Source organism: Actinoplanes oblitus (assembly GCF_030252345.1).
In the GTDB taxonomy this organism is placed as follows: Bacteria; Actinomycetota; Actinomycetes; order Mycobacteriales; family Micromonosporaceae; genus Actinoplanes; species Actinoplanes oblitus.
The window spans coordinates 9,677,201-9,703,321 of record NZ_CP126980.1; the positions used below are offsets into that span (position 1 = coordinate 9,677,201).

27 protein-coding genes and 1 tRNA gene are annotated in these 26,121 nt (G+C 71.1%); 15 read left to right on the plus strand and 13 right to left on the minus strand.

From position 1 onward, the window contains the following. Nucleotides 1-60: 60 nt before the first annotated feature. Nucleotides 61-1,023: an NAD(P)H-quinone oxidoreductase gene (locus Actob_RS43245; RefSeq protein ID WP_284917730.1), complete on the minus strand. Its 963-nt coding sequence runs from the start codon at nucleotides 1,021-1,023 to the stop codon at nucleotides 61-63. 77 nt (nucleotides 1,024-1,100) lie between these two features. On the opposite strand from Actob_RS43245, the gene Actob_RS43250 reads away from it, so the two are divergent. Continuing rightward, nucleotides 1,101-1,185, plus strand: a tRNA-Ser gene (locus Actob_RS43250). 196 nt (nucleotides 1,186-1,381) lie between these two features. On the opposite strand, the gene Actob_RS43255 is transcribed toward Actob_RS43250, so the two are convergent. The 4 genes from Actob_RS43255 to soxR all read right to left on the minus strand — a co-directional run bounded on the left by Actob_RS43255 (nucleotide 1,382) and on the right by soxR (nucleotide 5,121). Then, complete coding sequence (locus Actob_RS43255; protein WP_284917731.1) at nucleotides 1,382-2,368, minus strand: HNH endonuclease; 987 nt, start codon at nucleotides 2,366-2,368, stop codon at nucleotides 1,382-1,384. Nucleotides 2,369-2,502: 134 nt separating this feature from the next. Continuing rightward, nucleotides 2,503-3,510 (minus strand): hypothetical protein, encoded by a 1,008-nt coding sequence (locus tag Actob_RS43260; RefSeq protein ID WP_284917732.1) that lies wholly within the window; start codon nucleotides 3,508-3,510, stop codon nucleotides 2,503-2,505. Nucleotides 3,511-3,628: 118 nt separating this feature from the next. Further along, nucleotides 3,629-4,630, minus strand: a complete 1,002-nt coding sequence (locus Actob_RS43265) for a PKD domain-containing protein (RefSeq protein ID WP_284917733.1) — start codon at nucleotides 4,628-4,630, stop codon at nucleotides 3,629-3,631. Nucleotides 4,631-4,677: 47 nt separating this feature from the next. After that, nucleotides 4,678-5,121 carry a redox-sensitive transcriptional activator SoxR gene (soxR, locus tag Actob_RS43270; RefSeq protein ID WP_284917734.1) on the minus strand — a complete coding sequence of 148 codons (444 nt, stop codon included), beginning with the start codon at nucleotides 5,119-5,121 and terminating at the stop codon, nucleotides 4,678-4,680. Nucleotides 5,122-5,168: 47 nt separating this feature from the next. On the opposite strand from soxR, the gene Actob_RS43275 reads away from it, so the two are divergent. Continuing rightward, a complete protein-coding gene (locus Actob_RS43275) occupies nucleotides 5,169-5,822 on the plus strand; it encodes a thiamine pyrophosphate-dependent enzyme (RefSeq protein WP_284917735.1) in 654 nt (217 codons plus the stop codon). Nucleotides 5,823-5,824: 2 nt separating this feature from the next. Continuing rightward, a complete protein-coding gene (locus Actob_RS43280) occupies nucleotides 5,825-6,694 on the plus strand; it encodes a transketolase family protein (RefSeq protein WP_284917736.1) in 870 nt (289 codons plus the stop codon). Here the strand turns inward: Actob_RS43280 and Actob_RS43285 are convergent. Beyond that, nucleotides 6,691-7,119 (minus strand): hypothetical protein, encoded by a 429-nt coding sequence (locus Actob_RS43285; RefSeq protein WP_284917737.1) that lies wholly within the window; start codon nucleotides 7,117-7,119, stop codon nucleotides 6,691-6,693. The genes Actob_RS43280 and Actob_RS43285 overlap by 4 nt on opposite strands. An 88-nt stretch (nucleotides 7,120-7,207) precedes the next feature. Here Actob_RS43285 and Actob_RS43290 point away from each other — a divergent pair, with 88 nt between their 5' ends. Further along, the gene (locus Actob_RS43290; protein WP_284917738.1) at nucleotides 7,208-7,609 is read left to right on the plus strand and encodes a PH domain-containing protein; all 402 of its coding nucleotides are present in this window, start codon (nucleotides 7,208-7,210) and stop codon (nucleotides 7,607-7,609) included. A 26-nt stretch (nucleotides 7,610-7,635) separates the two neighbouring features. Here the strand turns inward: Actob_RS43290 and Actob_RS43295 are convergent, their stop codons facing one another. Both Actob_RS43295 and Actob_RS43300 read right to left on the minus strand, forming a co-directional pair. Continuing rightward, entirely contained in the window at nucleotides 7,636-8,544 is a 909-nt protein-coding gene (locus Actob_RS43295; protein ID WP_284917739.1) for a rhomboid family intramembrane serine protease, read from the minus strand. A 22-nt stretch (nucleotides 8,545-8,566) separates the two neighbouring features. Then, the gene (locus Actob_RS43300) at nucleotides 8,567-9,091 is read right to left on the minus strand and encodes a peptidylprolyl isomerase (RefSeq protein WP_284917740.1); all 525 of its coding nucleotides are present in this window, start codon (nucleotides 9,089-9,091) and stop codon (nucleotides 8,567-8,569) included. Nucleotides 9,092-9,222: 131 nt separating this feature from the next. Here Actob_RS43300 and Actob_RS43305 point away from each other — a divergent pair, with 131 nt between their 5' ends. Then, nucleotides 9,223-9,819 (plus strand): hypothetical protein, encoded by a 597-nt coding sequence (locus Actob_RS43305; protein ID WP_284917741.1) that lies wholly within the window; start codon nucleotides 9,223-9,225, stop codon nucleotides 9,817-9,819. Nucleotides 9,820-9,826: 7 nt separating this feature from the next. Here the strand turns inward: Actob_RS43305 and eccB are convergent, their stop codons facing one another. The 3 genes from eccB to Actob_RS43320 all read right to left on the minus strand — a co-directional run bounded on the left by eccB (nucleotide 9,827) and on the right by Actob_RS43320 (nucleotide 13,468). Beyond that, entirely contained in the window at nucleotides 9,827-11,047 is a 1,221-nt protein-coding gene (gene eccB, locus Actob_RS43310) for a type VII secretion protein EccB (RefSeq protein ID WP_284917742.1), read from the minus strand. Between the two features lie 30 nt (nucleotides 11,048-11,077). Further along, nucleotides 11,078-12,208 (minus strand): magnesium/cobalt transporter CorA, encoded by a 1,131-nt coding sequence (gene corA / locus Actob_RS43315; protein WP_284917743.1) that lies wholly within the window; start codon nucleotides 12,206-12,208, stop codon nucleotides 11,078-11,080. Nucleotides 12,209-12,373: 165 nt separating this feature from the next. Further along, on the minus strand, nucleotides 12,374-13,468 hold the full coding sequence (locus Actob_RS43320; protein WP_284917744.1) for an aminotransferase-like domain-containing protein: 1,095 nt from the start codon (nucleotides 13,466-13,468) through the stop codon (nucleotides 12,374-12,376). Nucleotides 13,469-13,540: 72 nt separating this feature from the next. On the opposite strand from Actob_RS43320, the gene Actob_RS43325 reads away from it, so the two are divergent. The 3 genes from Actob_RS43325 to Actob_RS43335 are packed head-to-tail and all read left to right on the plus strand — an operon-like array spanning nucleotide 13,541 to nucleotide 16,027. Then, complete coding sequence (locus Actob_RS43325) at nucleotides 13,541-14,272, plus strand: phosphocholine cytidylyltransferase family protein (RefSeq protein WP_284917745.1); 732 nt, start codon at nucleotides 13,541-13,543, stop codon at nucleotides 14,270-14,272. After that, nucleotides 14,260-15,321 (plus strand): iron-containing alcohol dehydrogenase family protein, encoded by a 1,062-nt coding sequence (locus Actob_RS43330; RefSeq protein WP_284917746.1) that lies wholly within the window; start codon nucleotides 14,260-14,262, stop codon nucleotides 15,319-15,321. The genes Actob_RS43325 and Actob_RS43330 overlap by 13 nt, the downstream gene beginning before the upstream one ends. Next, the gene (locus Actob_RS43335; RefSeq protein ID WP_284917747.1) at nucleotides 15,296-16,027 is read left to right on the plus strand and encodes a CDP-alcohol phosphatidyltransferase family protein; all 732 of its coding nucleotides are present in this window, start codon (nucleotides 15,296-15,298) and stop codon (nucleotides 16,025-16,027) included. The genes Actob_RS43330 and Actob_RS43335 overlap by 26 nt, the downstream gene beginning before the upstream one ends. On the opposite strand, the gene Actob_RS43340 is transcribed toward Actob_RS43335, so the two are convergent. Further along, nucleotides 15,999-17,180, minus strand: coding sequence for a glycosyltransferase family 4 protein (locus Actob_RS43340; RefSeq protein WP_284917748.1), 1,182 nt, complete (start codon nucleotides 17,178-17,180; stop codon nucleotides 15,999-16,001). The two genes, Actob_RS43335 and Actob_RS43340, sit on opposite strands and share 29 nt — an antisense overlap. Nucleotides 17,181-17,204: 24 nt before the next feature. Between Actob_RS43340 and Actob_RS43345 the strand changes: the two genes are divergently transcribed. The 4 genes from Actob_RS43345 (at nucleotide 17,205) to Actob_RS43360 (ending at nucleotide 22,078) form a co-directional block, all read left to right on the plus strand. After that, entirely contained in the window at nucleotides 17,205-18,068 is an 864-nt protein-coding gene (locus Actob_RS43345; RefSeq protein WP_284917749.1) for an Fpg/Nei family DNA glycosylase, read from the plus strand. A 178-nt stretch (nucleotides 18,069-18,246) separates the two neighbouring features. Further along, nucleotides 18,247-19,842: a sugar transferase gene (locus tag Actob_RS43350; protein WP_284917750.1), complete on the plus strand. Its 1,596-nt coding sequence runs from the start codon at nucleotides 18,247-18,249 to the stop codon at nucleotides 19,840-19,842. A gap of 308 nt (nucleotides 19,843-20,150) precedes the next feature. After that, the gene (locus Actob_RS43355) at nucleotides 20,151-21,344 is read left to right on the plus strand and encodes a sensor histidine kinase (RefSeq protein ID WP_284917751.1); all 1,194 of its coding nucleotides are present in this window, start codon (nucleotides 20,151-20,153) and stop codon (nucleotides 21,342-21,344) included. Next, nucleotides 21,341-22,078 carry a LytR/AlgR family response regulator transcription factor gene (locus tag Actob_RS43360; RefSeq protein WP_284917752.1) on the plus strand — a complete coding sequence of 246 codons (738 nt, stop codon included), beginning with the start codon at nucleotides 21,341-21,343 and terminating at the stop codon, nucleotides 22,076-22,078. Before Actob_RS43355 ends, Actob_RS43360 begins: the two co-directional genes overlap by 4 nt. Before the next feature lie 171 nt (nucleotides 22,079-22,249). On the opposite strand, the gene Actob_RS43365 is transcribed toward Actob_RS43360, so the two are convergent. Further along, the gene (locus tag Actob_RS43365) at nucleotides 22,250-22,417 is read right to left on the minus strand and encodes a hypothetical protein (RefSeq protein WP_284917753.1); all 168 of its coding nucleotides are present in this window, start codon (nucleotides 22,415-22,417) and stop codon (nucleotides 22,250-22,252) included. A 340-nt stretch (nucleotides 22,418-22,757) separates the two neighbouring features. On the opposite strand from Actob_RS43365, the gene Actob_RS43370 reads away from it, so the two are divergent. The 3 genes from Actob_RS43370 to Actob_RS43380 all read left to right on the plus strand — a co-directional run bounded on the left by Actob_RS43370 (nucleotide 22,758) and on the right by Actob_RS43380 (nucleotide 26,101). Further along, complete coding sequence (locus Actob_RS43370; RefSeq protein ID WP_284917754.1) at nucleotides 22,758-23,453, plus strand: response regulator transcription factor; 696 nt, start codon at nucleotides 22,758-22,760, stop codon at nucleotides 23,451-23,453. Next, complete coding sequence (locus Actob_RS43375) at nucleotides 23,450-24,502, plus strand: HAMP domain-containing sensor histidine kinase (protein ID WP_284917755.1); 1,053 nt, start codon at nucleotides 23,450-23,452, stop codon at nucleotides 24,500-24,502. Before Actob_RS43370 ends, Actob_RS43375 begins: the two co-directional genes overlap by 4 nt. A 123-nt stretch (nucleotides 24,503-24,625) precedes the next feature. Then, nucleotides 24,626-26,101, plus strand: a complete 1,476-nt coding sequence (locus Actob_RS43380; protein ID WP_284917756.1) for a DUF4153 domain-containing protein — start codon at nucleotides 24,626-24,628, stop codon at nucleotides 26,099-26,101. The last annotated feature ends 20 nt before the right edge of the window (nucleotides 26,102-26,121 follow it).

The following is a 26,121-nucleotide window of genomic DNA, read 5'->3' on the forward strand; positions in this document are numbered from 1 at the left end:
TCGCCGCAAAACCGACTTTATCGGCTATATCGTCTCGAGGATATTCCCCCGATCGAGTGATCAGCGGAGCAGGATCAGTTTTCCGAGATGGTCGCTGGACTCCATCACCCGCTGCGCCTCGGCGGCCTCGGCCAGCGGGAAGGTGCCGTGGATGATCGGTTTGACCACGCCGGCGGCGACCAGCGGCCACACCTGGTCGCGGACCCCGGCGACGATGCGGGCCTTGTCGGCGAGCGGCCGGGCCCGCAGCGAGGTGGACGAGACGGTGCCGCGCTTGGCCATCAGCGCGCCGAGGTCGAGCTCGGCGCGGGTGCCGCCCTGGAAGCCGATCACCGAGATCCGGCCGCCCGGGGCGAGCGCCTCGATGTTGCGGGCCAGATATTTCGCGCCGATGATGTCGAGCACCACGTCGGCGCCCCGGCCGTCGGTGACCTCGTGCACCACGCGTACGAAATCCTGCTCCTGATAGTCGATGGTGTGGTCGGCGCCGAGCGCGCGCAGCCGCTCGTGTTTCGCCGCGCGGGCGGTGACCAGCACGGTGGCACCCAGCGCCCGGCCCAGCTGAACGGCGAACGTGCCGATCCCGCTGCCGCCGCCGTGCACCAGGAACGTCTCGCCGGCGCGCAGCCGGTCGTGGGCCACCGTGTTGGACCAGACCGTGCAGGCCACCTCGGGCAGCGCGGCCGCCTCCACCAGGGCCAGCCCGGCCGGCACCGGCAGCAGCTGACCGGCCGGCACCGCGACCCGCTCGGCATAGCCCCCGCCGGCCAGCAGGGCGCAGACCCGCTCGCCCACGTGGTGATCCTCGACGCCCGGCCCGACCGCGCTGATCACCCCGGAGCACTCCAGCCCCGGATAGGCCGGGGCACCCGGCGGAGGTGGGTAGTGACCCTGCCGTTGCAACAGGTCGGCCCGGTTCACCGCGGCGGCGGTGACGTCGACGACCACCTCGCCGTGGCCCGGCTCCGGGTCCGGCACCTCGGCCCAGCGCAGCTGCTTGTCCTCGATCACGATGGCGTGCATGGGATCGACTTTGCCGCACGGGTACGACACAAACGACAGGCCGCCCGGGACGTCTGGCAGACTGGAGCGGCACCACGGGAGGACTCGCCTAGTGGCCGATGGCGCCGGTCTTGAAAACCGGTATGGGGCAACCCATCGTGGGTTCGAATCCCACGTCCTCCGCACCTGCCCTGAGCAGCCGAAACCGCTGCCGGCCTGGCCCGCCCAGGCCGGCGGCGACTCGTCGCGGGGACCCGCCGGAGTCACTTCCCGGCCGGCACAGCTGCGGAAATTCCGGGTTCGTCCCGCCCTTGGCTGATATTTAGGGCATGCTCGACACGGCGGCGGGCCCGAGGCACCGCCGCGCCGAGACGCCCGCTTACCGCCGGTATTCCTTCACCAGGGCGTGGAGCTCCTCGATGGTGAGCCACGTCTTGGTCCGATGGATCATGCGGTGGCAGTTCGAGCAGATGAGCGCCAGATCCCTCAGTCTCGTCTGGGTCTGACCGCTGACGTGCAGCGGGACCCGATGGTGGCACTCGATGTAGTCGACACCTCGCGGGCCGTAGGTGCTCTCGAAGTTGAAGTCACACACCTCACACGCGATAGCGATGCCGCGCCGCTTCGCCTCGGCGATCTTGTCTCGCCGGATCTTCGGGTCGCGCTCGCGCCGACGATGCTGGCGCATCAGGACGCTGCCTTCGTCAGCGACGGGATCATCCACATCCGTGTCGGAAGTCACCGAGTCCGAAGCCTCCGCCAGGAGGGCCTCGCGGATGGCCGCAGCGAAAGCATGCATCTCTGCCGGACGGTCCAGGAAGTCCGTCAGCACCTCGCGGTCCAGCCGGTTGCCGTTGGTGGCCCGCCCTCCATAGGACGGATGCGACGTTTCGATGTCAGCCATCTTGCGCAGCACGCTGGCCGGCGTGCGGAAGTCGGGCCCGCGCCGATCGACCGGATAGATGGTGGCCTGCTGCAGCAACGCGGACAGCTCGGCCACCCGCGGATCGTTGCGGTCGAGCTGACGCCAGCCATGGGGCTCGATCAGGGCGCAGGCCAAGATGATCTCGTCACGGGTCCAGTCCTGCCGAGGTACGTAGCGGACCGTGAAGCCGATTTCCGCGAACGCTGGGACGACAGTCTTTTCGCCGCCGCTGAAGCCGGCTGCGGCGAGGGGAGTACCGGTACTGAGGCCGTGCGCATATCCGGCGATGGCCTTGGAGTCGTACAGCCGGCCCTCATGCTCCAGGAAGTACAGACGCGAGGGGCCGAAGCGCGTCGTGCGCAGGAATTTCTCCCGGCCGAGCCGGTCGAACTCGGCGATGGCAGCGAGCACCGACGATGCATCGAGATTGGCAAGCGTCACGCCGGGGACCCTATGCCAGGGGTACGACAAGATCCGCCCGGCCGGCCGCGCTCCGGGCGGGTGGCCGGTTCGTCACAACGAAAACGCCCGGGCCCGGGAGGACCCGGGGCCGGGCGTCGACGTGGTGCCGGTGGTCAGCGGGTGAGCTTGACCTGCTTGCTCTTGGCGTACGAGGAGTTGCCGACCTTGTCCACGGCGACATAGCCGATGATCAGGTAGCCCTTCTTCGGCGTGGCAATCTTCACCGACCACTTGCCGTTCTTGACCGTGCCGTAGCGGACCTTGGACTTGTCGATGCTGCCCCGGACCCACTTCGTGCCGTTGAAGTAGTAGGTCGTGGTGCCCCGGACCTGGCCGACCACGATCGCCACCCGGGAGGCGCCGGCGCCCGCGTCGGCAGCGGTGCCCCGGATGGTCTTCCAGGAGGTGCCCCGGTTGCTCTTCGCCGGCGTCGTGATCTTGATGGTCGGGTTGGTGTAGTCGAGCTTGACGTTCACCGTGCCGACGGTCAGCGGGGCGGACTGGCCGGCGCCGTTGACCAGCGAGACGGTCACCTTGTGCGCGCCGCTGTAGGCGAACCGGTGCGCCACGCCGCGGGTGGTACGGGACACCGAGCTCACGGTGCCGTCGTCCCAGCCGACCCGGACCTGGTTGACGTTCGACGGGACTCCGGCCAGCGAGAGGCTGACCGGCAGCGTGGTGGACGGGCCGCGCCAGGTGGTGCCGGCGCTGAGCTTGTAGCTGCCGGTGACCTTGGTCACGGTGACGGTGTTGCCGCCGACGAAGTTGCCGGAGGTGTTCCCGTCGCGGTCGGTGAGCGCGACGGTGACGCGGTGGCTGCCGAGCTCGGTGTAGGTGTGCTTGGCCGACGTCTCCCCGGGCTGCAGGAAGGTCACCGCACCGCTGTTCTCGCCCCAGTCGACGAGGCGGTACTGCAGGCTGTTGTCCTCGTTACCGGTCAGCGACTTCTCGGTGATTGTCACCGACTGTCCGCTGTAGAGGCTGGTGTAGTTGAGCTGGTACGTGCCCTGCGCCGGAGTACCGGCGGCCTGCGCGGGCTGCACGAGCACACCCGCGGAGAGAACGACGCCGAGACCGGCGGCGAGTACAGCGGACAGCCGGCGAGGCTGAGTGAAAGGCATGGGTCCCCCGGAAGGCGAGCCGGCGAGTGATCAGCCCGGCGCGGAAGTCGATCAAGACTGCCGATCACCATAACCACCGCGCGCAAGCCCGCCGTCCGGGCGATCCCGGCTCAACCGGTCAGCTGCTCAGCTTCACCAGCTTGCCCTTCGGGGTGTAGGCGTTCCACACCTGGTCGACCGCCGCGTACCAGACGATCAGGTATCCCTTGGTCGGGGCGACCACCGGCTTGAACGACCAGGTGCCGTTCGCGGCGGGCCGGACGAGGAAGCCCGCCGCCTTCTCGGCGTCGCCCTTCACCCACTTCTTGCCGTTGTAGTAGTACTCGGTCTTGCCGCGCACCTGGGCCAGCCCGATCGCGGCGCGGTACAGCCCGGATCCCTTGTCGCCGGCCGTGCCGCGGATGGTGCGCCAGGACGACGCCTTGGACTTCTTCGACGGTGTGGTGATCGTCATGAAGGGCCGGGTGAGGTCGCTCTTCACGGCGACGCTGCCGACGGCCAGGGCGGCCGAGTCGCCGTTCTCGTCGGCGAGCGTCACCGTCACCTTCCGGGTGCCGGCCTGGGCGTACTCGTGCATCACCCGGGTCGTGGTCCGGTTCACCTCGCTGACCGTGCCGTCCCCCCAGCCGATCTTCACGGTGTCGGCCGCCGCCGGGACGCCGCTGAGCGCCAGCCCGGTCTCCTGGGCGCCCTCGGGCCCGCTCCACACCGTGCCGGTCAGCAGCCGGTACGTCCCCGCCACCGCCCCCACGACCACGGTGTCCCCGCCGCTGAAGGTGCCGGCGCTGTCCCCGTCGGTGTCGGTGATCGCCACCCGCACCCGGTACGTGCCGGCTGTCGCGTAGCGGTGCGCCAGGCTGGTGCCGTCCGCCATCGTGCCCTGCGTGCCGTCACCCCAGTCCACCTGCCGGTCCTGCACCGAGGCGTCCTCGTTGCCGGTCAGCGACAGCTGGGTCAGGGTGACCGACTGGCCGGCGAACACGCTGCTCGCGCCGAGCCGGTAGACGCCCTCCGCCGGGGCGCCCGAGGCGTGCGCCGGCGCCGCCAGGCCGGCCGAGAGCAGGGCGCCGAGCCCCACGGCGGACAGGGCTGCGGAACGGCGCGATCGAGTGGTGCGCATGGATCTCCCTGACGGGTACGACGATGACGGTCGCCCCGGAAGATCGGTCAGTCCCGCGGCGGGTTGAGGATCATCTGCGGGCCGGTGCCCCGGGTCGCCAGCCGGTCCCGCGGGTTGATCAGGTTGCACCGCTGCAGCGACAGGCAGCCGCACCCGATGCAGCCGGTCAGCTGGTCGCGCAGCCGTTCCATCATGGCGATCCGCTCGTCCAGCCGGTGCCGCCAGTGGCTGGACAGCCGGGACCAGTCGGCCTTGGTCGGCGTCCGGTTCTCCGGCAGCTCGGCGAGCGCCTCGCGGATCTCCTCCAGCGACACCCCGACCTGCTGGGCGATCTTGATGAACGCGATCCGGCGCAGGTCGGCCCGCTCGTAGCGCCGCTGGTTGCCTCCGGTGCGCGCGGCGTGCAGCAGGCCCTCCCGCTCGTAGTAGCGCAGCGCCGAGGGCGCCACCCCGCTGCGGGCCGCCATCTCCCCGATGGTGAGGGTCTCCATCCGCTCCCCTTGAGTTGAAGTGAGCTTCAAGTTGCAGCCTATCCGACATGACCGTCACCATGCTGCGACGCCTCACCGGCGACGAGAAACACGCGCCCAGCGCGCACTCCACACTGGATGTGATCAGGGTCCTCTACGAGCGGGTGCTGCGGATCACGCCGGCGACCGCCGACGCGCCCGACCGGGATCGCTTCCTGCTCTCCAAGGGCCACGGGCCGGCCGCGTACTACGCGGTGCTGGCCGACCGGGGGTTCATCCCCGAGGACTGGCTGGACGGGATGGGCCGCTGGCACAGCCGGCTCGGCACCCACCCGGACCGGGTGCTGATCCCCGGTGTCGAGGTGGGCACCGGTTCGCTCGGGCACGGCCTCGGTCTCGCCGTCGGGACCGCGCTCGGCCTGCGCGCCCAGGGCTACCCGCGGGCGCGGACGTTCGTGCTGCTCGGCGACGCGGAACTGGACGAGGGATCGAACCACGAGGCGATCGCGTACGCCGCGGCGATCCGGCTGCCACTCACCGCGATCGTCATCGACAACAGGTCCGCCACCCACGGCTGGCCGGGCGGCATTCCGGCACGGTTCCCCGGCTGGTCCGTGTCGCTGGTCGACGGGCACGACCACGACCAGATCGAAAAAGCGCTTTCGGTACGCGACGACCACCCGCACCTGGTCGTCGCCACCGTCGAACCGAAGTGGAGCTGATCATGCGGGAGACCTTCGTGGCCACCACCACCGCCCTGCTCGACGAGGACCCGCGCACCGCGCTGGTACTCGCCGACATCTCCGCCGACGCGTTCGCGCCGGCCCTGCGCCGGCACCCCGACCGGGCCCTGAACGTGGGCATCCGCGAGCAGCTGATGGTCGGGGTCGGCGGCGGGCTGGCGCTCACCGGGATGCGGCCCTACCTGCACTCCTACGCGCCGTTCCTGATCGACCGGGCGTACGAGCAGATCAAGCTGGACCTGGGGCACCAGGACGCCGGGGCGGTGCTGGTCAGCATCGGCGGCTCCTACGACGCGGCCGCCGCCGGATACACCCATCAGTCCCCCGGCGACGTCGCCCTGCTCGACACCCTGGACGGCTGGACCGTGCGGGTGCCCGGGCACCGCGACGAGGTACCGGCGATGCTGCGCGAGGCGGCCCGGCACGACGACCGGGTCTACGTGCGGCTGGGGGTGCAGGAGAACGCGGGCGCCCACCCGGACGGCCAGCGGCTGCGGGTGCTACGGCGCGGCGGGCCGCTGGTCCTGGCGGTCGGGCCGATGCTCGACCCGGTGCTGGCGGCGACCGAGGGCCTGGACGTCACGGTGGCGTACACCAACACCCCGCGGCCGCTGGACACCGAAGGCCTGCGCCTGCTGGCGGAGGGCGAGGTGATGGTGGTCGAGCCCTACCTCGCCGGGACGTCGGCCCGACTGGTCAGCGAGGCGCTGAGCGGCCTCCCGCACCGGGCGCTGCACCTCGGCGTGGGCCGGGCCGAGGTGCGCGATTACGGCACCTGGGAGGACCATGCCCGGGCGCACGGGCTGGACGCCGCCGGCCTGCGGGCGTCGATCACCGGATTCCTCGGTTAGGAGGGCCTCGCGCAGGTCAGGAAGACCTCGCGGAGCACGCCCTCGAAGCGCCACACGGCGTCGGTGTCGGGGAACCGCATCCGGAACCGCTCGCGCACCCCGTCCACAGCGGTGGCGGCCATCTCCAGCGCCGGCCGGGTCAGGTCGGGCCGCCAGGTGACGTTGCTCAGGTGCCGCAGATTGGCGTTCAGGTGCAGGCGCAGCCGGTGCAGCACCGGAGTCTTCTGGATGACCACCAGCCGGCGCCGGGTGAGCAGCAGCAGATGGTCGCCGGCGAGCGGGGCCTCCGGCCGGGTGCAGCGGGCCACCAGGACCGCGTCGTCGTCGGCATCGACGCAACGCTCGACGATCGGGAGGTGCCGGCTGGGGATGACCACGCCGGCTTCGGTGGTGGCGGAGAGGAACGTACGCGAGATCACGTCCATGTCATGGTTAACGGCCTGTGAACGAACCAGGCAGCGGCCCGAGCCGCTGAATAAGGAATTACAGCGATCGTGCTGCCATAGTGTCCCCATGCAGTGGCGCGTCCGACCGGTGCTGCCGGTCACCAAGCTGATCGGTGCCTGTGCCGTGGTGGTCCTCGCCGTCGCGTTCGGCGGCGGCGACCGGATCCGCTGGGTGCTGGCCGCCGTGGTCGCCGGCCTGCTGCTCGCCTGGGCGCTGCGCGACGTGCTGGTCCCGGTGCGACTCGCGGCCGACGCGGACGGGCTCACGGTGGTCAGCGGGCTCGCCCGGCGCCGGCGGCTGAGCTGGTCGCAGGTGGAACGCGTGCGGGTCGACCGGACCACCCGGCGCGGCTTGCGCAGCGAGCTGCTGGAGATCGATGCCGGCGACGCCATCTACCTGTTCGGCGCGCACGAACTGGGTGCCATGCCCGAGGACGTGGCCGCCGAGCTGACCGGTTGGCGCGCCTGACGACGCCCCGGAAAGCGGGCCTGGTCCTAATTGAGGATCTGGATGGTGCGGGCGATCGCGATGGCGACCAGGGCCGCGAACAGGATCGCGCAGCCGACGGCCTGTTTCAGTGAGCGGTGCGGCAGTTTGGCATAGGCCAGGATCAGCGCGGCGGCGGCGCCCGCGGCCAGGCCGCCGAGGTGGCCCTCGACCGAGATGCCGGGCAGGCCGAAGGTGTAGATCAGGTTCATCACCAGCAGCGGGATCAGCGAGCTGTTGTCCAGCGCCAGTCGCCGGTTCACGATGATGATGCCGATCACCAGGCCGAACGTGGCGGTCGAGGCGCCCGCCGCGGGGATGTAGGGCTCCTGGAGGGCGTAGATCGCGACGTTGCCGCCGAAGCCGGCCAGGAAGTAGAGCGCCAGGAAGCGGAGCGGGCCGAACCGCTCCTCGAGGTAGGTGCCGATCTGCAGCAACAACATCATGTTGAGCAGCAGGTGCACCGCGCCGTAGTGCACGAACATCGCGGTGACCAGGCGGTACCACTCGCCGGCCGCGACGCCGTGCCAGTCGCCGCCGTAGCGGGCGTAGCCCAGCACCTCGAACGCCCTGGTGAGCTTGGTCTGCGCACCGCCGGTGTTGAGGAACCCGCCCGCGCCGGCGATCGCGCGGAGACCACCGAAGGCGACCGAGACGGCCATCACCACGAAGTTGACAGCGATGATGGTGCGCACCGCGTAGGCGGCGCGGCCAGCGACAACGCTCCCGCCGAAAGCGGTACGCGCCTGCCGCTGGCTACGTCGTCCGTCTTTGACACAGTCCGGGCACTGGAAGCCGACCGCCGCGTCGTTCATGCATTTCGGGCAGATCGGTTTCTCGCACCGGCTGCATCGGAGCAAGGTCTCCGTGCCCGGGTGTCGATAGCACACCGGGGATGTGGAGGGAGCCTCACTCATGGCACCAAAGGTACCGTGAGCCTCAGGAGCGCTCGATCTCCACCCGCTCGATCACGACGTCCTCGCGCGGCCGGTCGCCCGGGCCGGTGGGGGTGTTCGCGATCGAGTCCACGACCTTGGCCGACTGCTCGTCCGCGACCTGGCCGAAGATGGTGTGCCGACGGTTCAGGTGCGGCGTCGGGCCGACCGTGATGAAGAACTGCGACCCGTTGGTGCCGGGGCCCGCGTTCGCCATGGCCAGCAGGTACGGCCGGTCGAAGGAGAGCTCCGGGTGGAACTCGTCGGCGAACTGGAAGCCCGGGCCACCCCGGCCGGTGCCGGTCGGGTCACCCATCTGGACCATGAAACCGGCGATCACCCGGTGCGAGATGGTGCCGTTGTAGTACGGACCGCTGCCCGGCTGACCGGTGCGCGGGTCGGTGTACGCCTTGGTGCCCTCGGCCAGCTCCACGAAGTTCCGGACGGTCGCCGGGGCGTGGTCCGGGAACAGCTGAAGCCGGATCGGACCGTGGTTGGTGTGCAGAGTGGCGTAAATCGTCTCGGCCACGGGTACTCCCAACTGCGTTGAATGGGAACTGTCTCGTCAATCGGATCCTCCCCCATGTGTCTGATCAGGCCGCGCGGGGGTACCCGAAGAGGCAACATGAGCCGAGAGACGACCACAGGAGGTGGGCACTGGTGTTCGCAACGATGCGCCGCAAGCGCCGGAGCGCGAGGATGCGCAACGAGCTGGGGCAGGGCGTGGATCACTTCAAGCGGGCCGCTTCGATCGCCGCGCAGGAGACCAGCGCGACCGTCGGGCCCCGGCTCAACGCCGCGGTCGAACGAGTGCAGCCGGCCGCCGGCAAGGCGAAGGACGCCGCGACGCAGAGCTGGGACAGCGCCCTCGCGACGCTGACCCCGCTGGTCGCCGCGGCCACCGACACCGCCCGGCAGGCCGGCAAGAAGGGCAAGAAGCTCAGCAAGCGGGAGCTCAAGGCGCAGCGCAAGAGCGCCGAGAAGCTGCAGCGCAAGGCCGACAAGGCGATGAACCGCAAGCGCGGCCGGGGCAGCAAGCTGGCCGGGTACGCCCTGCTCGGCACCGCCGTCGGGATCGGCGCCGCGTGGTACGCCAGGCGGCGCGGCGAGGCGCAGTGGGAGGAGTACGACGCCGCGCCCAACCCGGTCCAGGCCGGTGCCGACGACGCGGCTTTCGAGCCGCTGGAGCCGACCGTCTACACCACGGCGAACGGCACCTCCACCGAGCAGGCAGGCAAGATCAACCCCGCGAAGTGACCATCGCTCAGCGCCGGCCGGCCGCCTCCGGATCCAGGAGGGGGCCGGCCGGCAGCTGTGCGATCAGCTCGGCCGGCACGGTGACCGGGCGCACCCCGGCGTAGCCGAGCCGGGCCAGCAGGGCACCACTCGCCAGCGGATAGGCCCGGCCGGCGTCGGTGATCAGGTGGATCGCACCGGCCGGTGAGGTCACCACGGCGCCGCTGCCCCGGGGCACGTGTACCGGGCCGGATGCCGGAACTGCCGGGTTCAGGCGTACGGTGGCCGGCCCGTCAGCGGGGCGGGTGACACACACCCGTACCGGAAGATCGACGATCGCCGGGATCGCGGCCGGCAGGTCGTCGGCGGACCGCAACCGCCGGCCGGACGGCGGCAGCCGGACGAACTCCGCGCCCACCGCGGTGGGCGGCGCGAGCAGTCGGGCCTGCAGCTCGGTGACCGCCGCGACGCCGTCGGCCAGCACCACCGCGAACCGCGCGCCGGAGTCGGTGAGCACCTCGCCCACCCGGTGGCCGGGCAGCACCGAGGCGGCGCCGGCGCCGGGCACCACGGGAGCGATCAGATCCGGACCGGCCGGCACCGCGTCGATCCAGCCGGCCGCCACCCGCCCGGGCACCCGGCCCTCCCAGCCGAGCGCCCGCATCGTCGCTTCCACCCGGTCCGACGGCAGCTGGAAACGGTGCCCGGCATGCACCAGGACCGTGCGACCGGTCGGGTCACGGACCAGCAGCGCCTGATCGGCAACGGTCCCGCCGGTAGGGCTCACCCCGACCAGCAGGGTGCCGGCGCCGCCTTCGGTACAGACCGTCCAGGCGCTGTCCAGCAGTTTCTCCGCGGGCGGCAACGCGTCCGGGGCGTCCGGGATACCGAGCGTCTCCCCGAGCGGCACACCGGCCAGCCTCGTCGAGGCCACCGCCGTCACCCGCGGCCTCTCCGCGGCGGCGAGCAGCAGGCCGGAGGTGTAGTTGAGGATCGGGTGCAGGCGGTGGTCCGACTCCAGGTAGACGTAGCGGGCGCCGGTGCGGCGGTCGAGCAGGATCGCCGAGGGGTCGGTGGGCTCGCCCAGGGCCGCGCCGGTGACCATGCCGTACCCGGCCAGCGCGCCCGCCGTGAGCGCGGCGATCAGCAGGCCGGTCAGCACCACGGGAAGGGTGCGGCGCAGCGGGGGCCGCGGCGGATCCGCGTCATGGGCGATCAGGGCGCCGGTGAACCGTTCGAGCTCGGACACCCCGTCACTTTATAGCTGAACGTCGATGCCCTAGAGCCAGCCGTTGCGGCGGAACGCGCGGTACAGGATCACCGTGATCACCGAGAGCACGGCGATCAGGCCGGGGTAGCCGTACTGCCACTTGGTCTCCGGCATGTAGTCGAAGTTCATGCCGTAGACGCCGGCCGCGGCGGTCCACACCGTGGCGATACCGGCCCAAGCCGCGATCTTGCGCATGTCGTTGTTCTGGTCGACGGTCACCTGGGCGAGCCGGGCCTGCAGGATCGAGTTGAGCAGGTCGTCGTAGGAGGAGACCTGCTCGACGGTACGGGTCAGGTGGTCCTGCACGTCCCGGAAGTACCGGCGGATCTCCTTGGGCACCACGCCCTGGCTGGCGATGATCCCGGACAGCGGCCGCTGCAACGGCACCACCGCCCGGCGGAACTCCACCAGCTCCCGCTTGAGCTGGTAGACCTGCTGGATCGGGGCGCTCTTGTCGCGCGAGAAGACACCCTCCTCGATCAGGTCCAGATCCGCCTCGACCTGCTCGGCCACCTCCAGGTAGTGGTCGACGACCCGGTCGGTCACCGCGTACGCGACAGCCCACGGGCCCTGCTGCAGCAGCTGCGCGCGCTGTTTCTCCAGGTCGGCGCGGACCGGCGACATCTCGGAGGCGTGGCCGTGCCGGACCGTGATCACGAACCGGTCCCCGATGAAGATCATCATCTGGCCGGTCTCCACCACCTGGGAGCTCTCGGTCAGTTCCTGGTGCGGCACGTACCGCGCGGTCCGCAACACCAGGAAGTGCACGTCGCCGAACTGCTCCAGCTTGGGTCGCTGCTCGGCCTTCACAGCGTCCTCGACGGACAGCTCGTGCAGGCCGTAGGTCCGCGCGATGTCGCTCATCTCGAGCTCGGAGGGCTGGTGCAGGCCCAGCCAGACGAAGGCGTCGTCGCGCCGGCGGGCCTCGGCGAACGCCTGGTCCGGAGTGAACGCGCCGGGAATCCGCTCACCGGCGACGTAGACCCCGCAGTCGACCACCGCGGAGCCGTCCGGGCCGGTCTCCTGGCCGGGCTGCTGACCGGCGTCGGCGGACCCGAGGAAACGGTTCATCGCCCGGGCCGCCCAGGCCTTGGACAACGGCCGGCCAAGGCCCCACGTGTGGTTCTCGCGGTCGCTCATGCCAACCTCCCCCGGGTGCCCCGACAAACCAATCGAGGCTACTTCGTCAGGGGCGGGCGGAGTACGGCCGGGCGGACCGTCGTCGGTCGGCGGGGGGTCAGACCTGTCGCGGTCCACCCGGACGGTTCGGTATTGCCCAGAACCGTCCGGGCGCAAACCCGTCGATCAGGCGCGAACCTCGTCGATCGCCTCGGCGATCCGCCGGACGCCCTCGTCGATCTGGTCGACGGTGACAGCGGAGTACGCCAGGCGCACCGAGTTGCGACCGCCCTCCAGCAGGAAGTCGCTGCCCTTCACGATCGCGACACCCTTCTTCATGGCCGCCGGGAACAGCTTGTCCACGTCGACGTCGGCGGGCAGGTCCACCCAGAGGAAGTAACCGCCGTCCGGCTCGGTGAAGGTGGCACCGGGGATGTGCTTGCGGATCGACTCGGCCAGCACCTTCGCCCGCTCGCCCAGCGCCGCGCTGACCTTCTGGACCGACTTGTCGATGTCGCCGGACACGCAGAACTGGTGAACGATCGCCTCGGAGACCATGCCCGGGGAGATGTAGAGGTTGGTGGCCTTCTTCGCGATCGCGTCGATCAGCGCGGCCGGGCCGACCAGGTAGCCCACGCGCACGCCGGGGCAGACCGTCTTGGTGAAGCTGGAGGCGTGCACCACCAGGTTGTTGGTGTCCATCGAGAGCATCGACGGGAGCGGCTCGCCGCGGAACCGGATGTCCACGTACGGGTCGTCCTCGAAGATGATGAACTCGAACTGCTCGGCCAACGCCAGCAGTTCGCGCCGCTTCTCCGCGGAGAGCGTGAGCCCGGCCGGGTTCTGGTAGTTCGGGATGATGTGCGCCAGTTTCGGGCGAACCCCGGACTCCAGCAGCGTGCGCAGCTCGTCGATGTCGATGCCGTCCGGCCGCAGTGTCACCTGGTGCACCTTGGCGCCCAGGTTCTGCAGGTTGAGCAGGGTGCGGTCGTAGGTCGGCTTCTCCACGACCACGTCGTCGCCGGGCTGCACCAGGTGGCCGAAGAGGAACGCGTCGGCCTGCAGCGAGCCGTTGGTCACGATGACCTGATCCGGCGAGACACCGTGCTTGTCGGCGATCCACTTCCGCAGCGGGAGGTAACCGACTGACGTGCCGTACGCGGTGACCCCGGCCGGATCGGCGTCGAAGGCACGGGCGGCGGCGGCCTTCAGACCCTCCACGTCGACGATGTCCAGCGACGGAGCACCACGGGCGAACGAGATGAGCTGCTCTGCGGTCATGGTGCCAGCTTAGAGGTGAACGGTGGGTATCCTTCCGGGGCACACCCCTTTTCCACCTGGAGGGATCCACCCATGATCGGTCTGGTGCTTGCCGCCGGCGCCGGGCGCCGCCTGCGCCCGTACACGGACACGCTGCCGAAGGCGCTCGTACCGGTCGATGGCGAGACCACGATCATGGACATCTCGCTGCGGAACCTCGCCGCCGCGGGGCTGACCGACGTGACCATCGTCGTCGGCTACCGCGCGAGCGCCGTGGAGGAGCGGGTCGAGGCGTTCCAGAACAAGTACGGCGTGAAGATCTCCCTGGTGCACAACGACAAGGCCGAGGAGTGGAACAACGCGTACTCGCTCTGGCTGGCCCGGGACCACTTCGCCAAGGGCGCGCTGATGGTCAACGGGGACACCGTGCACCCGGTCAGCGTCGAGCAGACCCTGCTGGCGAACCGCGGCCCGAGCATCCTGCTGGCCGTCGACAACGTGAAGAAGCTGGCCGACGAGGAGATGAAGACCGTCTTCGACGCGGACGGCCAGCTCACCCGGATCACCAAGCTGATGGAGCCGGCCGAGGCCTTCGGTGAGTACATCGGCGCCAACATCATCGAGGCGTCCGCCGCGTCCGCGCTGGCCGACGCGCTGAAGGCGACGTTCGAGCGCAACCCCGACCTGTACTACGAGGACGGCTTCCAGGAGTACGCGAACCGCGGTGGCGAGGTCCGCGCGGCGACCATCGGCGACCTGCCGTGGGTCGAGGTCGACAACCACGACGACCTGGCGAAAGCCCGGGACATCGCATGCCGCTACTAGCCCGTAGCGTCCAGACCCCGCTGCACATCGACGTGCGGCGGGGCGCGGTCGCCGACCTCGGCCGGATCCTCGCGGACGGGCGCATCTCGTCCGGCGGTGACGTCGCCGTGGTGGTGGGTCCGGGCATCGGTGAGCAGATCGTCGACCTGCTGCGCCCCTCGCTGCGTTCGGCGACCGTCTACGTCACCACCGGCGGCACCCTGGACGCCGCCCTGGAGCTGGCCGACAAACTGCGCTCGGGGCACTTCGACGCGGTGGTCGGCATCGGCGGCGGCAAGACGGTGGACACCGCGAAATACGCGGCGAGCCGCTGGGGCCTGCCGATGGTCTCGGTCGCCACCAGCCTGGCCAACGACGGCATCGCCTCGCCGGTGGCCAGCCTGATCAACGACGGGATCAAGGGGTCGTACGGGGTGCACATCCCGTTCGGCGTGATCGTCGACCTGGACTTCGTGGAGGACGGGCCGGAGCGGGTCAACCGGGCCGGCATCGGCGACGTGATCAGCAACATCAGCGCGCTGGCCGACTGGGAGCTGAGCCGGCAGGTGCGCGGCGAGCCGGTGGACGGCCTGGCCGCCTCGCTGGCCCGGATGGGCGCCGAGGCGGTGCTGACCATGCCCGGCGACATGAGCGACGACGCGTTCGTCACGGTGCTCGCCGAGGCGCTGATCTCCAGCGGCCTGGCGATGGCGGTCTGCGGCAGCAGCCGGCCGTCCAGCGGCGGCTGCCACGAGATCATGCACGCCATCGACTCGCTGTTCCCGGGCACCGCCTCGCACGGCGAGCTGGCCGGCCTCGGCGCGTTGTTCTGCACGTTCCTGCGCGGCGACACCCGGCGTTTCGCTCAGATGGCGGACTGCCTGGAGCGGCACCAGCTGCCCCGGACGCCGTCCGACGTCGGGCTCGACGCCGACCAGTTCGCCCGGGCTGTCGAGTTCGCCCCGCGGACCCGGCCGGACCGGTACACCATTCTCGAACATCTGGCGATGACGCCGGCGGAGACCCTCCAGAGGTTGACCGAGTATGAGAACGCCCTCGCGGCCCGCTGAACCGGGCACCGCGCCCACCGCTGCCGACTACTACGCGGTCAACCGTGGTGGCGGGCTGTTCAGTGAGGCGCTCAGCCAGCGGATCGGTGCCCGGCTCGCGGTCTTCGCCTACCGGAACAAGCTCAGCCCGACCGTGATGACGATCGGCAACCTCGGCATCGGGTGCCTCACCTCGTTCGTGGTGATCGCCACCGCCGGCCCGGTCGCCGACGGCCGGGTCTGGAGCTGGCTGATCGGCCTGATCGCGCTGGTCGGCTGGCAGCTGGCGTACGCGTTCGACTGCTCCGACGGCCAGCTGGCCCGGGTGACCGGCCAGACCAGCACCGCCGGCGGGCGGCTCGACGTGCTCTGCGACGTGGCCGTGCAGTCCGCCCTGGTGGCCGCCGTCTCGTCGGTCGCGATGGCACAGGAGCCGGACACCCCGGCCTGGCTGCTCGCGGCGTTCGCCGCCACCTGGATGGTCAACCTGGTCACCTCGGTGATGCAGACCGGCAGCCAGGCGGCGAGCATGGTGACCAGCCGATCGTTGCCGATCCGGACGGTGAAACTGGTCCGCGATTACGGCGCGGTGATCACCTTGGCCGGCGTGCTGCTCACCGCGACTCCGCAGTGGACGGTCTGGTTCGTCGCCCTGTTCACCCTGATCAACGCGGGTTTCCTGGCCGCCAGCATCGCCTTCACCGGCCGGAGCGCCCTGCGCGGCTGACCTCCGCGTAAATGTCGATCAGGCGCTTGGTCAGCACGTCCGGGTGGAAGTGGCGCAGGTACCGATCCCGGGCCGCGGACGCGGCGGCAGCCGCCCCGGCCCGGGCCACCGGCAGCGCCGCGGCGAGCGCTGCCGGGTCCGGCTCGGCCAGCCAGCCGGCCGCGTCGGGGCCGTCACCGATCATGTACGGCACCCCGCCGACCGCGGTGCCGAGCACCGGCCGGCCCGCCGACATCGCCTCGAGGACCACAGTGGGCAGCACGTCCTCCCAGGTCGGGACGGCCAGCACCACAGCTGACGCGCGCCGCGCGGCGGTCATCCCGGCCCGGTCCAGCGGACCCAGGTAGGTCACGTCGCCACGCTCGGCGGCGGCGCGTTCGGCCAGCGGCCGCAGTTCGCCGTCGCCGGCGATGCGCAGCGTGCCGAGCGAGCCGTCCGGGTGCCGACGCCAGGCGTCCAGCAACAGGCCGAGGCCCTTCTCCGGGGAGAGCCGGGCGCCGTACAGGAAACCCTCGCCGATCGGGTCGGGCCGGCCGGGGTCGGGCAGGCCGTTCGGTTTGATCACGACGCGCTCGGCCGGGATGCCGTAGTCGGCCAGGTGCGCGGCGATCTTGTCGGTGAGCGCGATGTAGCGATCCACCGAGCGCCAGGTGGGACGGTGGACGGCCAGCGTGGTCGCCATGATCGCGCTCTGCGCCGCGGAGCCGCGGTAGCACCTGTGCTTGACGGCCGGCCAGCCGAGCAGCTTGCCCCGGCAGTCGTGGCAGTTGTGCCCGTCCCGGAAGTAGAGGCCCGAGGAGCAGACCTGCCGGTAGTTGTGCACAGTCTGAATGATCGGGACGCCGTGCCGGTGGGCCGTCCGGATCACCCGCGGCGAGATGAGCGGGTATGGGTTGTGCAGGTGGATTATGTCCGGTTTCTCCGCCTCGATCAGCGCCGCCAGGTCGCGCTGCGCGGCGATGCCGAGCATCGGCGACACCGGAAGCAACGCCTTCTGCGCCGCCGACATCGTCTCGATCGCATCCGAGCTGCGCTGGAACGGGATCACGTCCAGCCCCGCCGCCCGCAACTGCGAGATCTCGGTATCGACCATGACGTTCTCCCCGGAGGGGATCGCCTCGCGATACCGGTTGTGCGCCACCACCACCTTCACGGGTCAGAACGCTACCGTGGACGGGTGCCCGAACTCCCCGAGGTCGAGGCGCTCGCCGCTTACCTGCGGGAGCGTGCGGTCGGCCACACCGTGCAGCGCTTCGAGGTCTCCTCGTTCAGCGCGCTGAAGACGTACGATCCGGCGCCCTCCGCGCTGACCGGGCTGCCGATCACCTCGGCCGGCCGGCACGGCAAGTTCCTGGACATCGGCATCGGCCCCGACGTGCACCTGGTCGTGCACCTGGCCCGGGCCGGCTGGCTGCACTACCGCGACGCCTTCAAGTCGCCGGCCCCGCTCAAGCCGGGCAGCGGCCCGATCGCGATCCGGCTCCGGCTCGACGACGGCTCCGGCTTCGACCTGACCGAGGCCGGCACCCAGAAATCCCTGGCGGCCTATCTGGTGCGCGACCCGCTGACCGAGGTCCCCGGCGTGTCCCGGCTCGGCCCGGACGCCCTCGCGGTCAGCCGCGACGAGTTCGCCGCCCTGCTCAAGAGCCGCAACGGCCAGGTGAAAGGCGTGCTCACCGACCAGGAGGTGCTGGCCGGGATCGGCAACGCGTACTCCGACGAGATCCTGCACGTGGCGCGGATGTCGCCGTTCGCGCTCACCGGCAAGCTCACCGACGAGCAGCTCACCACGCTGTACGAGGCGATGCGCGAAGTGGAGACCGACGCGGTCCAGCGCTCGGTCGGGCAGAAAGCAGCCGAGCTCAAGGGCGAGAAGCGGGCCGGCATGCGGGTGCACGCCCGGACCGGCCTGCCCTGCCCGGTTTGCGGAGACACCGTGCGAGAGGTCTCCTTCGCCGACAAGAGCCTGCAATACTGCGCTACCTGCCAGACCGGCGGAAAACCACTCGCCGATCGCCGCCTGTCCAAGTTGGTCCGGTGAGAACCGCCATCACTCGATTACGGACCGTGGCGGTGAGGATTGCTACCACAACGTCACCTTCTCTCCGGCCAATCCATCGGTATAGTGGCCCGGTCCCTGGACACCGTTGTGACGCGAACGGGTATCGGTGGACCCGACAACGAGCCCGAGGTCGTGGCGGTGCGTAATCTTTTTCCGGATGCGGGAGGACGTAGGCGAAGTGACGACTAGCCTGCATCGCCCAACGACCGACAGCAGCCGGAGTAAACCCGTGCGGTACGAGAGCTTCGAGTGGCCGCAACAACAGCAGCAGCCACCGAGCAACGGCGTTCCCCGGTCCGCGTGGAACCGCCAGCACCGCCGGCTCTCCCGGTGGCACCGGCCGTACACCGCCGTGCTCGTCTTCCTCGACCTGATCTCCACACTGGCGGCCAGCGAGATCGCCGACGTGTTCCTGGAGAAATCCAAGAGCGGCTTCCAGCACAAGAGCTGGCTGTTCCTGCAGGGCTCGGCCCTGTTCACCTTCTTCGCCTACGTCGTGCTCCCGCTCGGCTGGCTGCTCCTGCTCTGGACCAACGGCACGTACGACCGCCGTTACCTGGGCCTGGGCAGCGAGGAGTTCAAGCGGATCGTGCGCACGTCGGTCACCGTGGTGGCCGCCGTCTCGCTGCTCGCGTTCGCCACCAAGACCGACCTGTCCCGCGGCACCGTCGCCACCGTGTCCCTGTGCGCGTTGCTGTTCATCCTGCTCTGCCGGGTCACCGCGCGACAGGTCCTGCACCTGGCCCGGCGCCGCACCGGGCACGGCGCGCACCGGATGGTCCTGGTCGGCACGCTTCCCGAGGCGCTTGAGGTCTACACCGCCGTCACCCGCAGCCCGGCCGCCGGCCTCATCCCGGTCGCCATCCACATCACCGACGGTTACGCTGCCGCCCGCGGCATCGAGACGCCCGTCCCGGTCTACGCCGGTCGCGACGTGCTCTCGCTGGTCCGTGAGGTCGGTGCGGACACCATCGCGGTCTGCGGCTCGGCCAGCGCCGAGCCCGGTGAGCTGCGCCGCCTGGCCTGGCAGCTGGAGGGCACCGGCGTCGACCTGGTGGTCGCGCCGCAGCTCACCGACATCGCCGGTCCCCGGGTGCACATCCGCCCGATCGAGGGTCTGCCGCTGCTGCACGTCGAGGAGCCCACCCTCTCCGGTCCCGGCTGGCTGGTGAAAAACCTGCTCGACCGGGTCGTCGCCGGCCTCGGCCTGGCGCTGATCAGCCCGATCCTGGCGGTCATCGCGCTCGGCATCCGGCTCTCCGACCCGGGCCCGGTGTTCTTCCGGCAGACCCGGGTCGGCCACGACGGCCGCACCTTCCGGGTCTGGAAATTCCGGACCATGTACGTGGACGCCGAGGAGCGCAAGGCCACCCTCGAAGAGCTCAACGAGTCCGACGGCATGCTCTTCAAGATGAAGCACGACCCGCGCATCTTCGCCTTCGGCCAGAAACTGCGCGCCACGTCGCTGGATGAGCTGCCCCAGCTGATCAACGTGCTCAAGGGCGAGATGTCGCTGGTCGGCCCGCGCCCGCTGCCCGCCGACGACGGCGACTACCTGGGCGACGTCCGCCGCCGCCTGCTGGTCCGCCCCGGCATCACCGGCCTCTGGCAGGTCTCCGGCCGCTCCGACCTGTCCTGGGACGAGGCGGTCCGGCTGGACCTGTACTACGTCGACAACTGGTCGCTCACCTATGACTTGAGCATCCTCTGGCGCACCATCTGGGTGGTCCTCAAGCGCAAGGGCGCCTACTGACCGCTTCCACCGACGGCCGGTGACGACGTCGCAGGCTCCGGAAGATCAACTTCAAGATCTTCATTTACGCGCGTCCGCTGGGGTGCGGATCGCATGCTCCCGCGCGGGCCGGGCACGGCGATCTGGCCGCTGGCGCGTCCAAAGCAATCGCCGCACCCTGCATTGTCCGCGGGTGGTTCCGGAAACCCCACCGGGCTGGCGCCCAGGGTGGTCTCCCGGGCCCGGAGACCACCATCAGGACCAGCCCGGGGGGGTTGCGACCCGGCGGGGCATGGCGCGGAACGCTTCGACGGGCGAGGATCTGTGCCGTGGCGGGGCAGATCGGGAGTGTGCTGGCGGTGGTCGCCGTGCTGGCGGCGCTGGCCGCCGCCGTCGTGGCAGTGCTCCGCCTACGGGCCCGGCGCGGGATCGCCACGACGATGCAGCGGGCGACCTATGAGGTGCTGCACACCGCTTCGCTGGCCGCCGAGCCGCTGCGAGCCGGGCTCACCCAGGCCACCGCGGCCAAGGCCGTCCGGCATCTGCGCGTCCTGGTGGGCGCGGTCGGGCTGAGTCTGGCCGACGAGAAACGGTGCCTGGCGTTCGACGGCCGCGGTCACCACCACATCGAACAGTTGACGGCGGCCGCCCAGCGCGCCCTCACCACCCGTCGCTCGATCATCCTCACCGCCTCCGAGCTGCCCTGCGACCGGGTCGACTGCGTGGTCCGCGGCGCCGTGGTGGCGCCGTTGCCCGGCCCGGACGGCGCGGCGCCGGCCGCCCTGGTCGCGGTCGCCGACGACCAGCCGCCACCGGGCCTGGTGCAGGCGACGCTGGAGGCGGCTCGCTGGGCCGGGTCCCAGCTGGCGCTGGCCGAGCTGGACTCGTCGCGGGAGCGGCTGGCTCGGGCCGAGGTGCGGGCGCTGCGGGCGCAGATCAGCCCGCATTTCATCTACAACGCGCTGACCGCCATCGCCTCGTTCGTGCGTACCGACCCGGAGCGGGCGCGGGAGCTGATCCTGGAGTTCGCCGAGTTCACCAGGTACTCGTTCCGGGCGCACGGCGAGTTCACCACGCTGGCCGAGGAGCTGCGCTCGATCGACCGCTATCTGACCATCGAGCGGGCCCGGTTCGGCGACCGGTTGCAGGTCCGGCTGCAGATCGCGCCCGAGGTGCTGCCGGTCGGCCTGCCGTTCCTCTGCCTGCAACCGCTGGTGGAGAACGCGGTCCGGCACGGCCTGTCCCGCAAACCCGGCGTCGGTATGGTGAGCATCGAAGCCCGTGACGCCGGCGCCGAGTGTCACATCACCGTCGAGGACGACGGGGTCGGCATGGATCCGTCGGTCTTCGGCCTGGAGAGCGCGGACGGCGACGACGGCCAGCACGTCGGCCTGGTCAATGTGGACGAGCGCCTGCGGTCGGTGTTCGGCGATCATCATGGCCTGATCGTCGAGACCGCCCCCGGCGCGGGGACGAAGGTGAGCATGCGAGTGCCGAAATTCCACCCCCAGGTCCGGGCATGAGTCTCGTGGTGCTGGCCGTGGACGACGAGCCACCGGCCCTGGACGAGCTGGCCTACCTGCTGGACGCGGACGGCCGGGTCGCTCACGTGCACCGGGCCGGTGACGCGACGGAGGCGCTGCGGGTGCTCCGTGACACCGAAGTGGACGCGGTCTTCCTGGACATCCGGATGCCCGGCCTGGACGGCATGGAACTGGCCCGGATCCTGCGCCGGTTCGCGCATCCACCGGCGATCGTCTTCGTCACCGCCTACGACGACGGCGCGGTGGACGCGTTCGACCTGGGCGTCACCGACTACGTGCGGAAACCGGTGCGGGCCGAGCGCCTGGGGGAGTCGCTGCGCCGGGTCGCCGGCCTGCGGTCCACCCCGGCACCGGCGGCTCCGCCGGACGAGCCGGCCATCCCGGTCGAGCTGGCCGGCTCCACCCGGATGTTGCCGCGCTCCTCGGTCCACTGGGTGGAGGCGCAGGGCGACTACGCCCGGCTGCACACCGCGGACGCCTCGCACCTGGTCCGGGTCTCGCTGGCCACGCTGGCCGAACGCTGGGCGAACGCCGGATTCGTCCGCATCCACCGCTCCTACCTGGTGCAGCTGCGCCTGGTCACCGAGCTGCGCCTGACCGGGTCGGGCTACGTGGTCGCGGTGGACGGCGTGGAACTGCCGGTCAGCCGCCGCCACACCCGCGAGCTGAAGGATCGCCTCATCCGCGCCGCCAAGCACGACTGGACCCGCTAATCCACACGCTTATCCACAACCCCACAGGCTTCTCCACAGAGTTATCCACAGGCAACGGTGGACAACCCGAGTCCCAACGTCTGTGGAGAACCTCGGGGCGTGCGGCGTTTCCCCGGCTGGAAACGTCATGATCGCCAGCCGCGCCACGGTCGGCGACGTCACCAGGCGCACTCAGCCGGCCTCGTCGACCCGTTGTCCACCAGGCGCGCACCATTCCTCGTCCCTTGAGATGTGCCGGCCGGGGGACGGGCGATAGCGGGTGACGGTGCCGAAGGCCTCGTCGCGCAGTTCGACGTACGCCAGCGGGGGATCCGGCTGGACAGCCTGCCGGGCCATCATCTCCACAAGTTGTTCACAACTCCACCTCCGGCCCTCCGCGAGCGGTCAATAGGCTGCTGCCCACGCGACGCGGCCGGTGAGCCACGGGGGCGCACCGGCCCGCTTCGCGACGAGACGGATCGACCGGCGGTCGCGCCGACGTCCGGACCGCGGCCAGGGCCGCCGACGGCCGAGGCGGACGGACCATCGACGGCCGGGGCGACGAGGGCCGCCGGTCGGGTGGACCGGGGCGGCGGCCGAGGTGGCACGCGGCCATCCACGGGCCGGGGATGGGCAACGGCCGCCGGCGGGCGGGGTGGGACAGGGCGCTGCCGCGGGCGGCGGGTGAGGAGTGGGACGCGTGGAAACGACCGAGCGACGGGTCCTCGTCGTCGAGGACGACCGGGCCATCGCGGAAGCGGTGGCGGCCCGGCTGCGCGCCGAGGGCTTCCTGGTGCAGATCGCCGGTGACGGCCCGAGCGCCGTCGAGGCGGCCCGCCGCATCCCGCCCGACGTGATGGTTCTCGACGTCATGCTGCCCGGTTTCGACGGCCTCGAGGTCTGCCGCCGCATCCAGGCCGAACGGCCGGTACCGGTGCTGATGCTCACCGCCCGCGGTGACGAGACCGACCTGCTGGTCGGGCTCGCTGTCGGCGCCGACGACTACATGGCCAAGCCGTTCTCGATGCGCGAGCTGGCCGCCCGGGTGCACGCGCTGCTGCGCCGGGTCAGCAAGGTCGCCGTCGCGCCGGCACCGGCCGGCCCGCCCACCCTCCGGTTCGGCGACCTGGAGATCAACCAGGCCGAGCGCCGGGTGCTCCGGGCCGGCGCCGAGAAGCACCTCACCCCCACCGAGTTCGACCTGCTGGTGCACCTGGCCCGGGCGCCGCGCACGGTGCTGCCCCGGGAGCGGCTGCTGGCCGAGGTGTGGGGCTGGGCCGACGCCTCCGGCACCCGTACCGTCGACAGCCACATCAAGGGGCTGCGGCGCAAGCTCGGGGCGGACCTCATCCGTACCGTGCACGGGGTTGGCTACGCCTTGGAAGTCGATCGATGAGAGCCCGGTTGATGCAGCTCGTCCACGACGTGGCGGCCCGGCTGTTCCGCTGGCTGCCCCGGCCGCTCGACCCGGTCCGCTCGATCAAGGCGAAGCTCTCGCTGGCTCTGGGCTTCGCCGGCGGCGTCGGCCTGCTGGTCTTCCTGTGGAGCATCGACTTCTACCGGGTCGACGTCCTCTGGGTCGGCATCGCGGCCGCGTTGGGGCTGGTCACCCTGCAGGTGATGGCACACGGCGCGACCATTCCGCTGCGCGAGATGACTGTCGCGGCCCGGGAGATGGCCCGCGGCGACTACACCCGCCGGATCCGCACCCGCTCGCAGGACGAGGTGGGCGAACTCGCCGAGGCCTTCAACCAGATGGCCGCCGACCTGGCGGCCGCGGACCGGCAACGGCGGGAGCTGATCGCCAACGTCTCGCACGAGTTGCGTACGCCGATCACCGCCCTCCGCGGCCTGCTGGAGAACATCGTCGACGGCGTCGCCGACACCGACCCGGAGACGATGCGCACCGCGCTGGCGCAGACCGAGCGGCTCAGCCGTCTGGTCACCGATCTGCTCGACCTGTCCCGGCTGGACGCGGGCGTGGTGCCGATGCGCCGGGAGCTGATCGACGTACCGGAGTTCCTGGACGAGGTGGTCCGGGAGGCGAAGGTGAACGCCGGCGGCACCGGCCAGGACGTCCGGTTCGAGGTCGCCGCCCCGGCGCTGGTGCTGCCCGGTGACCGGGAACGGCTGCACCAGGTCTTCGCCAACCTGCTGGACAACGCGGCCCGGCACAGCCCGGCCGGCGGCCTGGTGACGCTGCGCGCCGAGCGCCACGACGAGCAGGTGCTGTTCGCCGTCACCGACCAGGGCGACGGCATCCCGATGGCGGACCGGGAACGGGTCTTCGAACGCTTCACCCGGGGTGAGCGGCCGACCGGCGGCGGTACCGGACTGGGCCTCGCCATCGCCCGCTGGGTGGTGCAACTCCACAACGGAACGATCGCCGTGGTCGAGCCGACCGAACGCCGCGGCTGCCACATCCACGTACGCCTGCCTCTGTAAGAGCCTCAGGAAGAAGGACCGACCGACATGTCCACGGCACCCCCAGCTCGCCCGCAGGTACAAATCCCCCTAAATGGACCACTGCACGGTCCCTGGCCGAACGTCGGCCTCTGGGGCCGCCGGATGCCCGGCCCGGCCCGGCCGGCCTCGCCGAGCACCGTCGTCGCGGTCGGCGCGGCCACCGCTGTCGCAGCGCTGAGCCTGCCGCTCGGGCAGGTCGGCGTCGGCTGGCTGGTCACCGCGGTGGCCGGGGCGATCGCCCTGCTGCTCGCCCGGCCGGCGGCAAGCACGATCCCGGTGCTGGTGCCGCGGACCACGGCACCGGTGCGCCGGGACCGGCCGGTCTGGGCCGCGGCCACCGTCGCGCTGCTCGGCGTCGGCACGTTCCGCGCCGCCGGGTGGCTCTTCGCGCTCTGCCTGGTGACCGCGACGATCACCTTCGCCCTGGCGATCGGGGGTGGCCGGTCGATGCGGGCAATCGCCACGACGTACCTGATGGCGCCCGCTGCCATCCTGCGGTCCGCACCGTGGCTGGCTCGAGGCCTGGCGCGGATGCGCCGGGCGGGCGGCGGCCCGGCACCGGTCCGGATCGTCGGCACGCTTGCCGTCTCGGTCCTGCTGCTGGTGGTCTTCGGCCTGCTCTTCGCGTCGGCCTCGCCGGCCTTCGCCGACCTGATCGCGAACATCCTGCCGTCGGTCAGGCCGGACGGCGTGGTGCGCTGGGTCGTCGTCTGCGCGTTCACCGCGCCGGTGCTCGGCGGAGCCGCCTTCCTGCGGGCCGCCCCGCCGAACCTGACCGATCTCGATCGCACCGAGGGCCGCACGGTGAGCCGGTTGGAGTGGGCGGTGCCACTGGGCCTGCTGACCCTGCTGTTCGCGATGTTCGTCGCGGTGCAGCTGGCGGTGCTCTTCGGCGGCGCGTCACACGTGCGCGGCACGGCCGGCCTCACCTACGCCGAGTACGCCCGCGGCGGCTTCTGGCAGCTCTGCTTCGTCACCGGGCTCACCCTCGTCGTGCTGGCCGGCGCGGCCCGCTGGGCGCCCCGGCGGGCGGCCGGCGACCGGGCGGTGTTCCGCGCCGTGCTCGGCACGCTGACCGTGCTGACCCTGGTCATCGTCGCCTCCGCGCTGGTCCGGATGCAGGTCTACATCGACACCTACGGCCTGACCCGGCTGCGGCTGCTGGTCGCCTGCTGCGAGGTGTGGTTCGGGGTGATCCTGCTGCTGGTGCTGGTGGCCGGCATCCGGATCCGGGCGCCGTGGCTGCCCCGGGCCGCGATCGGGGCCGGCGTGCTGGCCCTGCTCGGCCTCGCGGTGGCGAACCCGGACCTGCTGATCGCCCGCAACCAGGTGGACCGCCCGGCCGACCGGATCGACGTCGGATACCTGGCCGACCTGTCGCTGGACGCGGTGCCGGCGATCGACGACCTGGCCGACCCGGTGGACCGCACCTGCGTGCTCTACCAGCTGAGCCAGAACCGGGGCGAGGACGGCTGGCAGACCTGGAACCTGGGCCGGGCCACCGCGCTGACGTTGATCGGCGACCATCCCACGCCGATCAACCCGGGCCGATGCCTGCCGGAACGGTACGGCTATTGACATTCCGCCGGGGGCGGCAA

Excerpts from the sequence above, each read along its gene's own strand:
- Actob_RS43360 (WP_284917752.1), top strand. The coding sequence starts at position 21,341 with ATGAGTCTCGTGGTGCTGGCCGTGGACGACGAGCCACCGGCCCTGGAC.
- Actob_RS43295 (WP_284917739.1), bottom strand. The coding sequence starts at position 8,544 with ATGAGTGAGGCTCCCTCCACATCCCCGGTGTGCTATCGACACCCGGGC.
- corA (WP_284917743.1), bottom strand. The coding sequence starts at position 12,208 with ATGAGCGACCGCGAGAACCACACGTGGGGCCTTGGCCGGCCGTTGTCC.
- Actob_RS43285 (WP_284917737.1), bottom strand. The coding sequence starts at position 7,119 with ATGGACGTGATCTCGCGTACGTTCCTCTCCGCCACCACCGAAGCCGGC.
- Actob_RS43265 (WP_284917733.1), bottom strand. The coding sequence starts at position 4,630 with ATGCGCACCACTCGATCGCGCCGTTCCGCAGCCCTGTCCGCCGTGGGG.
- Actob_RS43280 (WP_284917736.1), top strand. The coding sequence starts at position 5,825 with ATGCGGGAGACCTTCGTGGCCACCACCACCGCCCTGCTCGACGAGGAC.
- Actob_RS43350 (WP_284917750.1), top strand. The coding sequence starts at position 18,247 with ATGCGGGAGGACGTAGGCGAAGTGACGACTAGCCTGCATCGCCCAACG.
- Actob_RS43380 (WP_284917756.1), top strand. The coding sequence starts at position 24,626 with ATGCCCGGCCCGGCCCGGCCGGCCTCGCCGAGCACCGTCGTCGCGGTC.
- Actob_RS43275 (WP_284917735.1), top strand. The coding sequence starts at position 5,169 with ATGACCGTCACCATGCTGCGACGCCTCACCGGCGACGAGAAACACGCG.
- Actob_RS43260 (WP_284917732.1), bottom strand. The coding sequence starts at position 3,510 with ATGCCTTTCACTCAGCCTCGCCGGCTGTCCGCTGTACTCGCCGCCGGT.
- Actob_RS43365 (WP_284917753.1), bottom strand. The coding sequence starts at position 22,417 with ATGATGGCCCGGCAGGCTGTCCAGCCGGATCCCCCGCTGGCGTACGTC.
- Actob_RS43335 (WP_284917747.1), top strand. The coding sequence starts at position 15,296 with ATGAGAACGCCCTCGCGGCCCGCTGAACCGGGCACCGCGCCCACCGCT.
- Actob_RS43330 (WP_284917746.1), top strand. The coding sequence starts at position 14,260 with ATGCCGCTACTAGCCCGTAGCGTCCAGACCCCGCTGCACATCGACGTG.
- Actob_RS43290 (WP_284917738.1), top strand. The coding sequence starts at position 7,208 with ATGCAGTGGCGCGTCCGACCGGTGCTGCCGGTCACCAAGCTGATCGGT.
- Actob_RS43375 (WP_284917755.1), top strand. The coding sequence starts at position 23,450 with ATGAGAGCCCGGTTGATGCAGCTCGTCCACGACGTGGCGGCCCGGCTG.
- Actob_RS43325 (WP_284917745.1), top strand. The coding sequence starts at position 13,541 with ATGATCGGTCTGGTGCTTGCCGCCGGCGCCGGGCGCCGCCTGCGCCCG.
- soxR (WP_284917734.1), bottom strand. The coding sequence starts at position 5,121 with ATGGAGACCCTCACCATCGGGGAGATGGCGGCCCGCAGCGGGGTGGCG.
- Actob_RS43320 (WP_284917744.1), bottom strand. The coding sequence starts at position 13,468 with ATGACCGCAGAGCAGCTCATCTCGTTCGCCCGTGGTGCTCCGTCGCTG.
- Actob_RS43245 (WP_284917730.1), bottom strand. The coding sequence starts at position 1,023 with ATGCACGCCATCGTGATCGAGGACAAGCAGCTGCGCTGGGCCGAGGTG.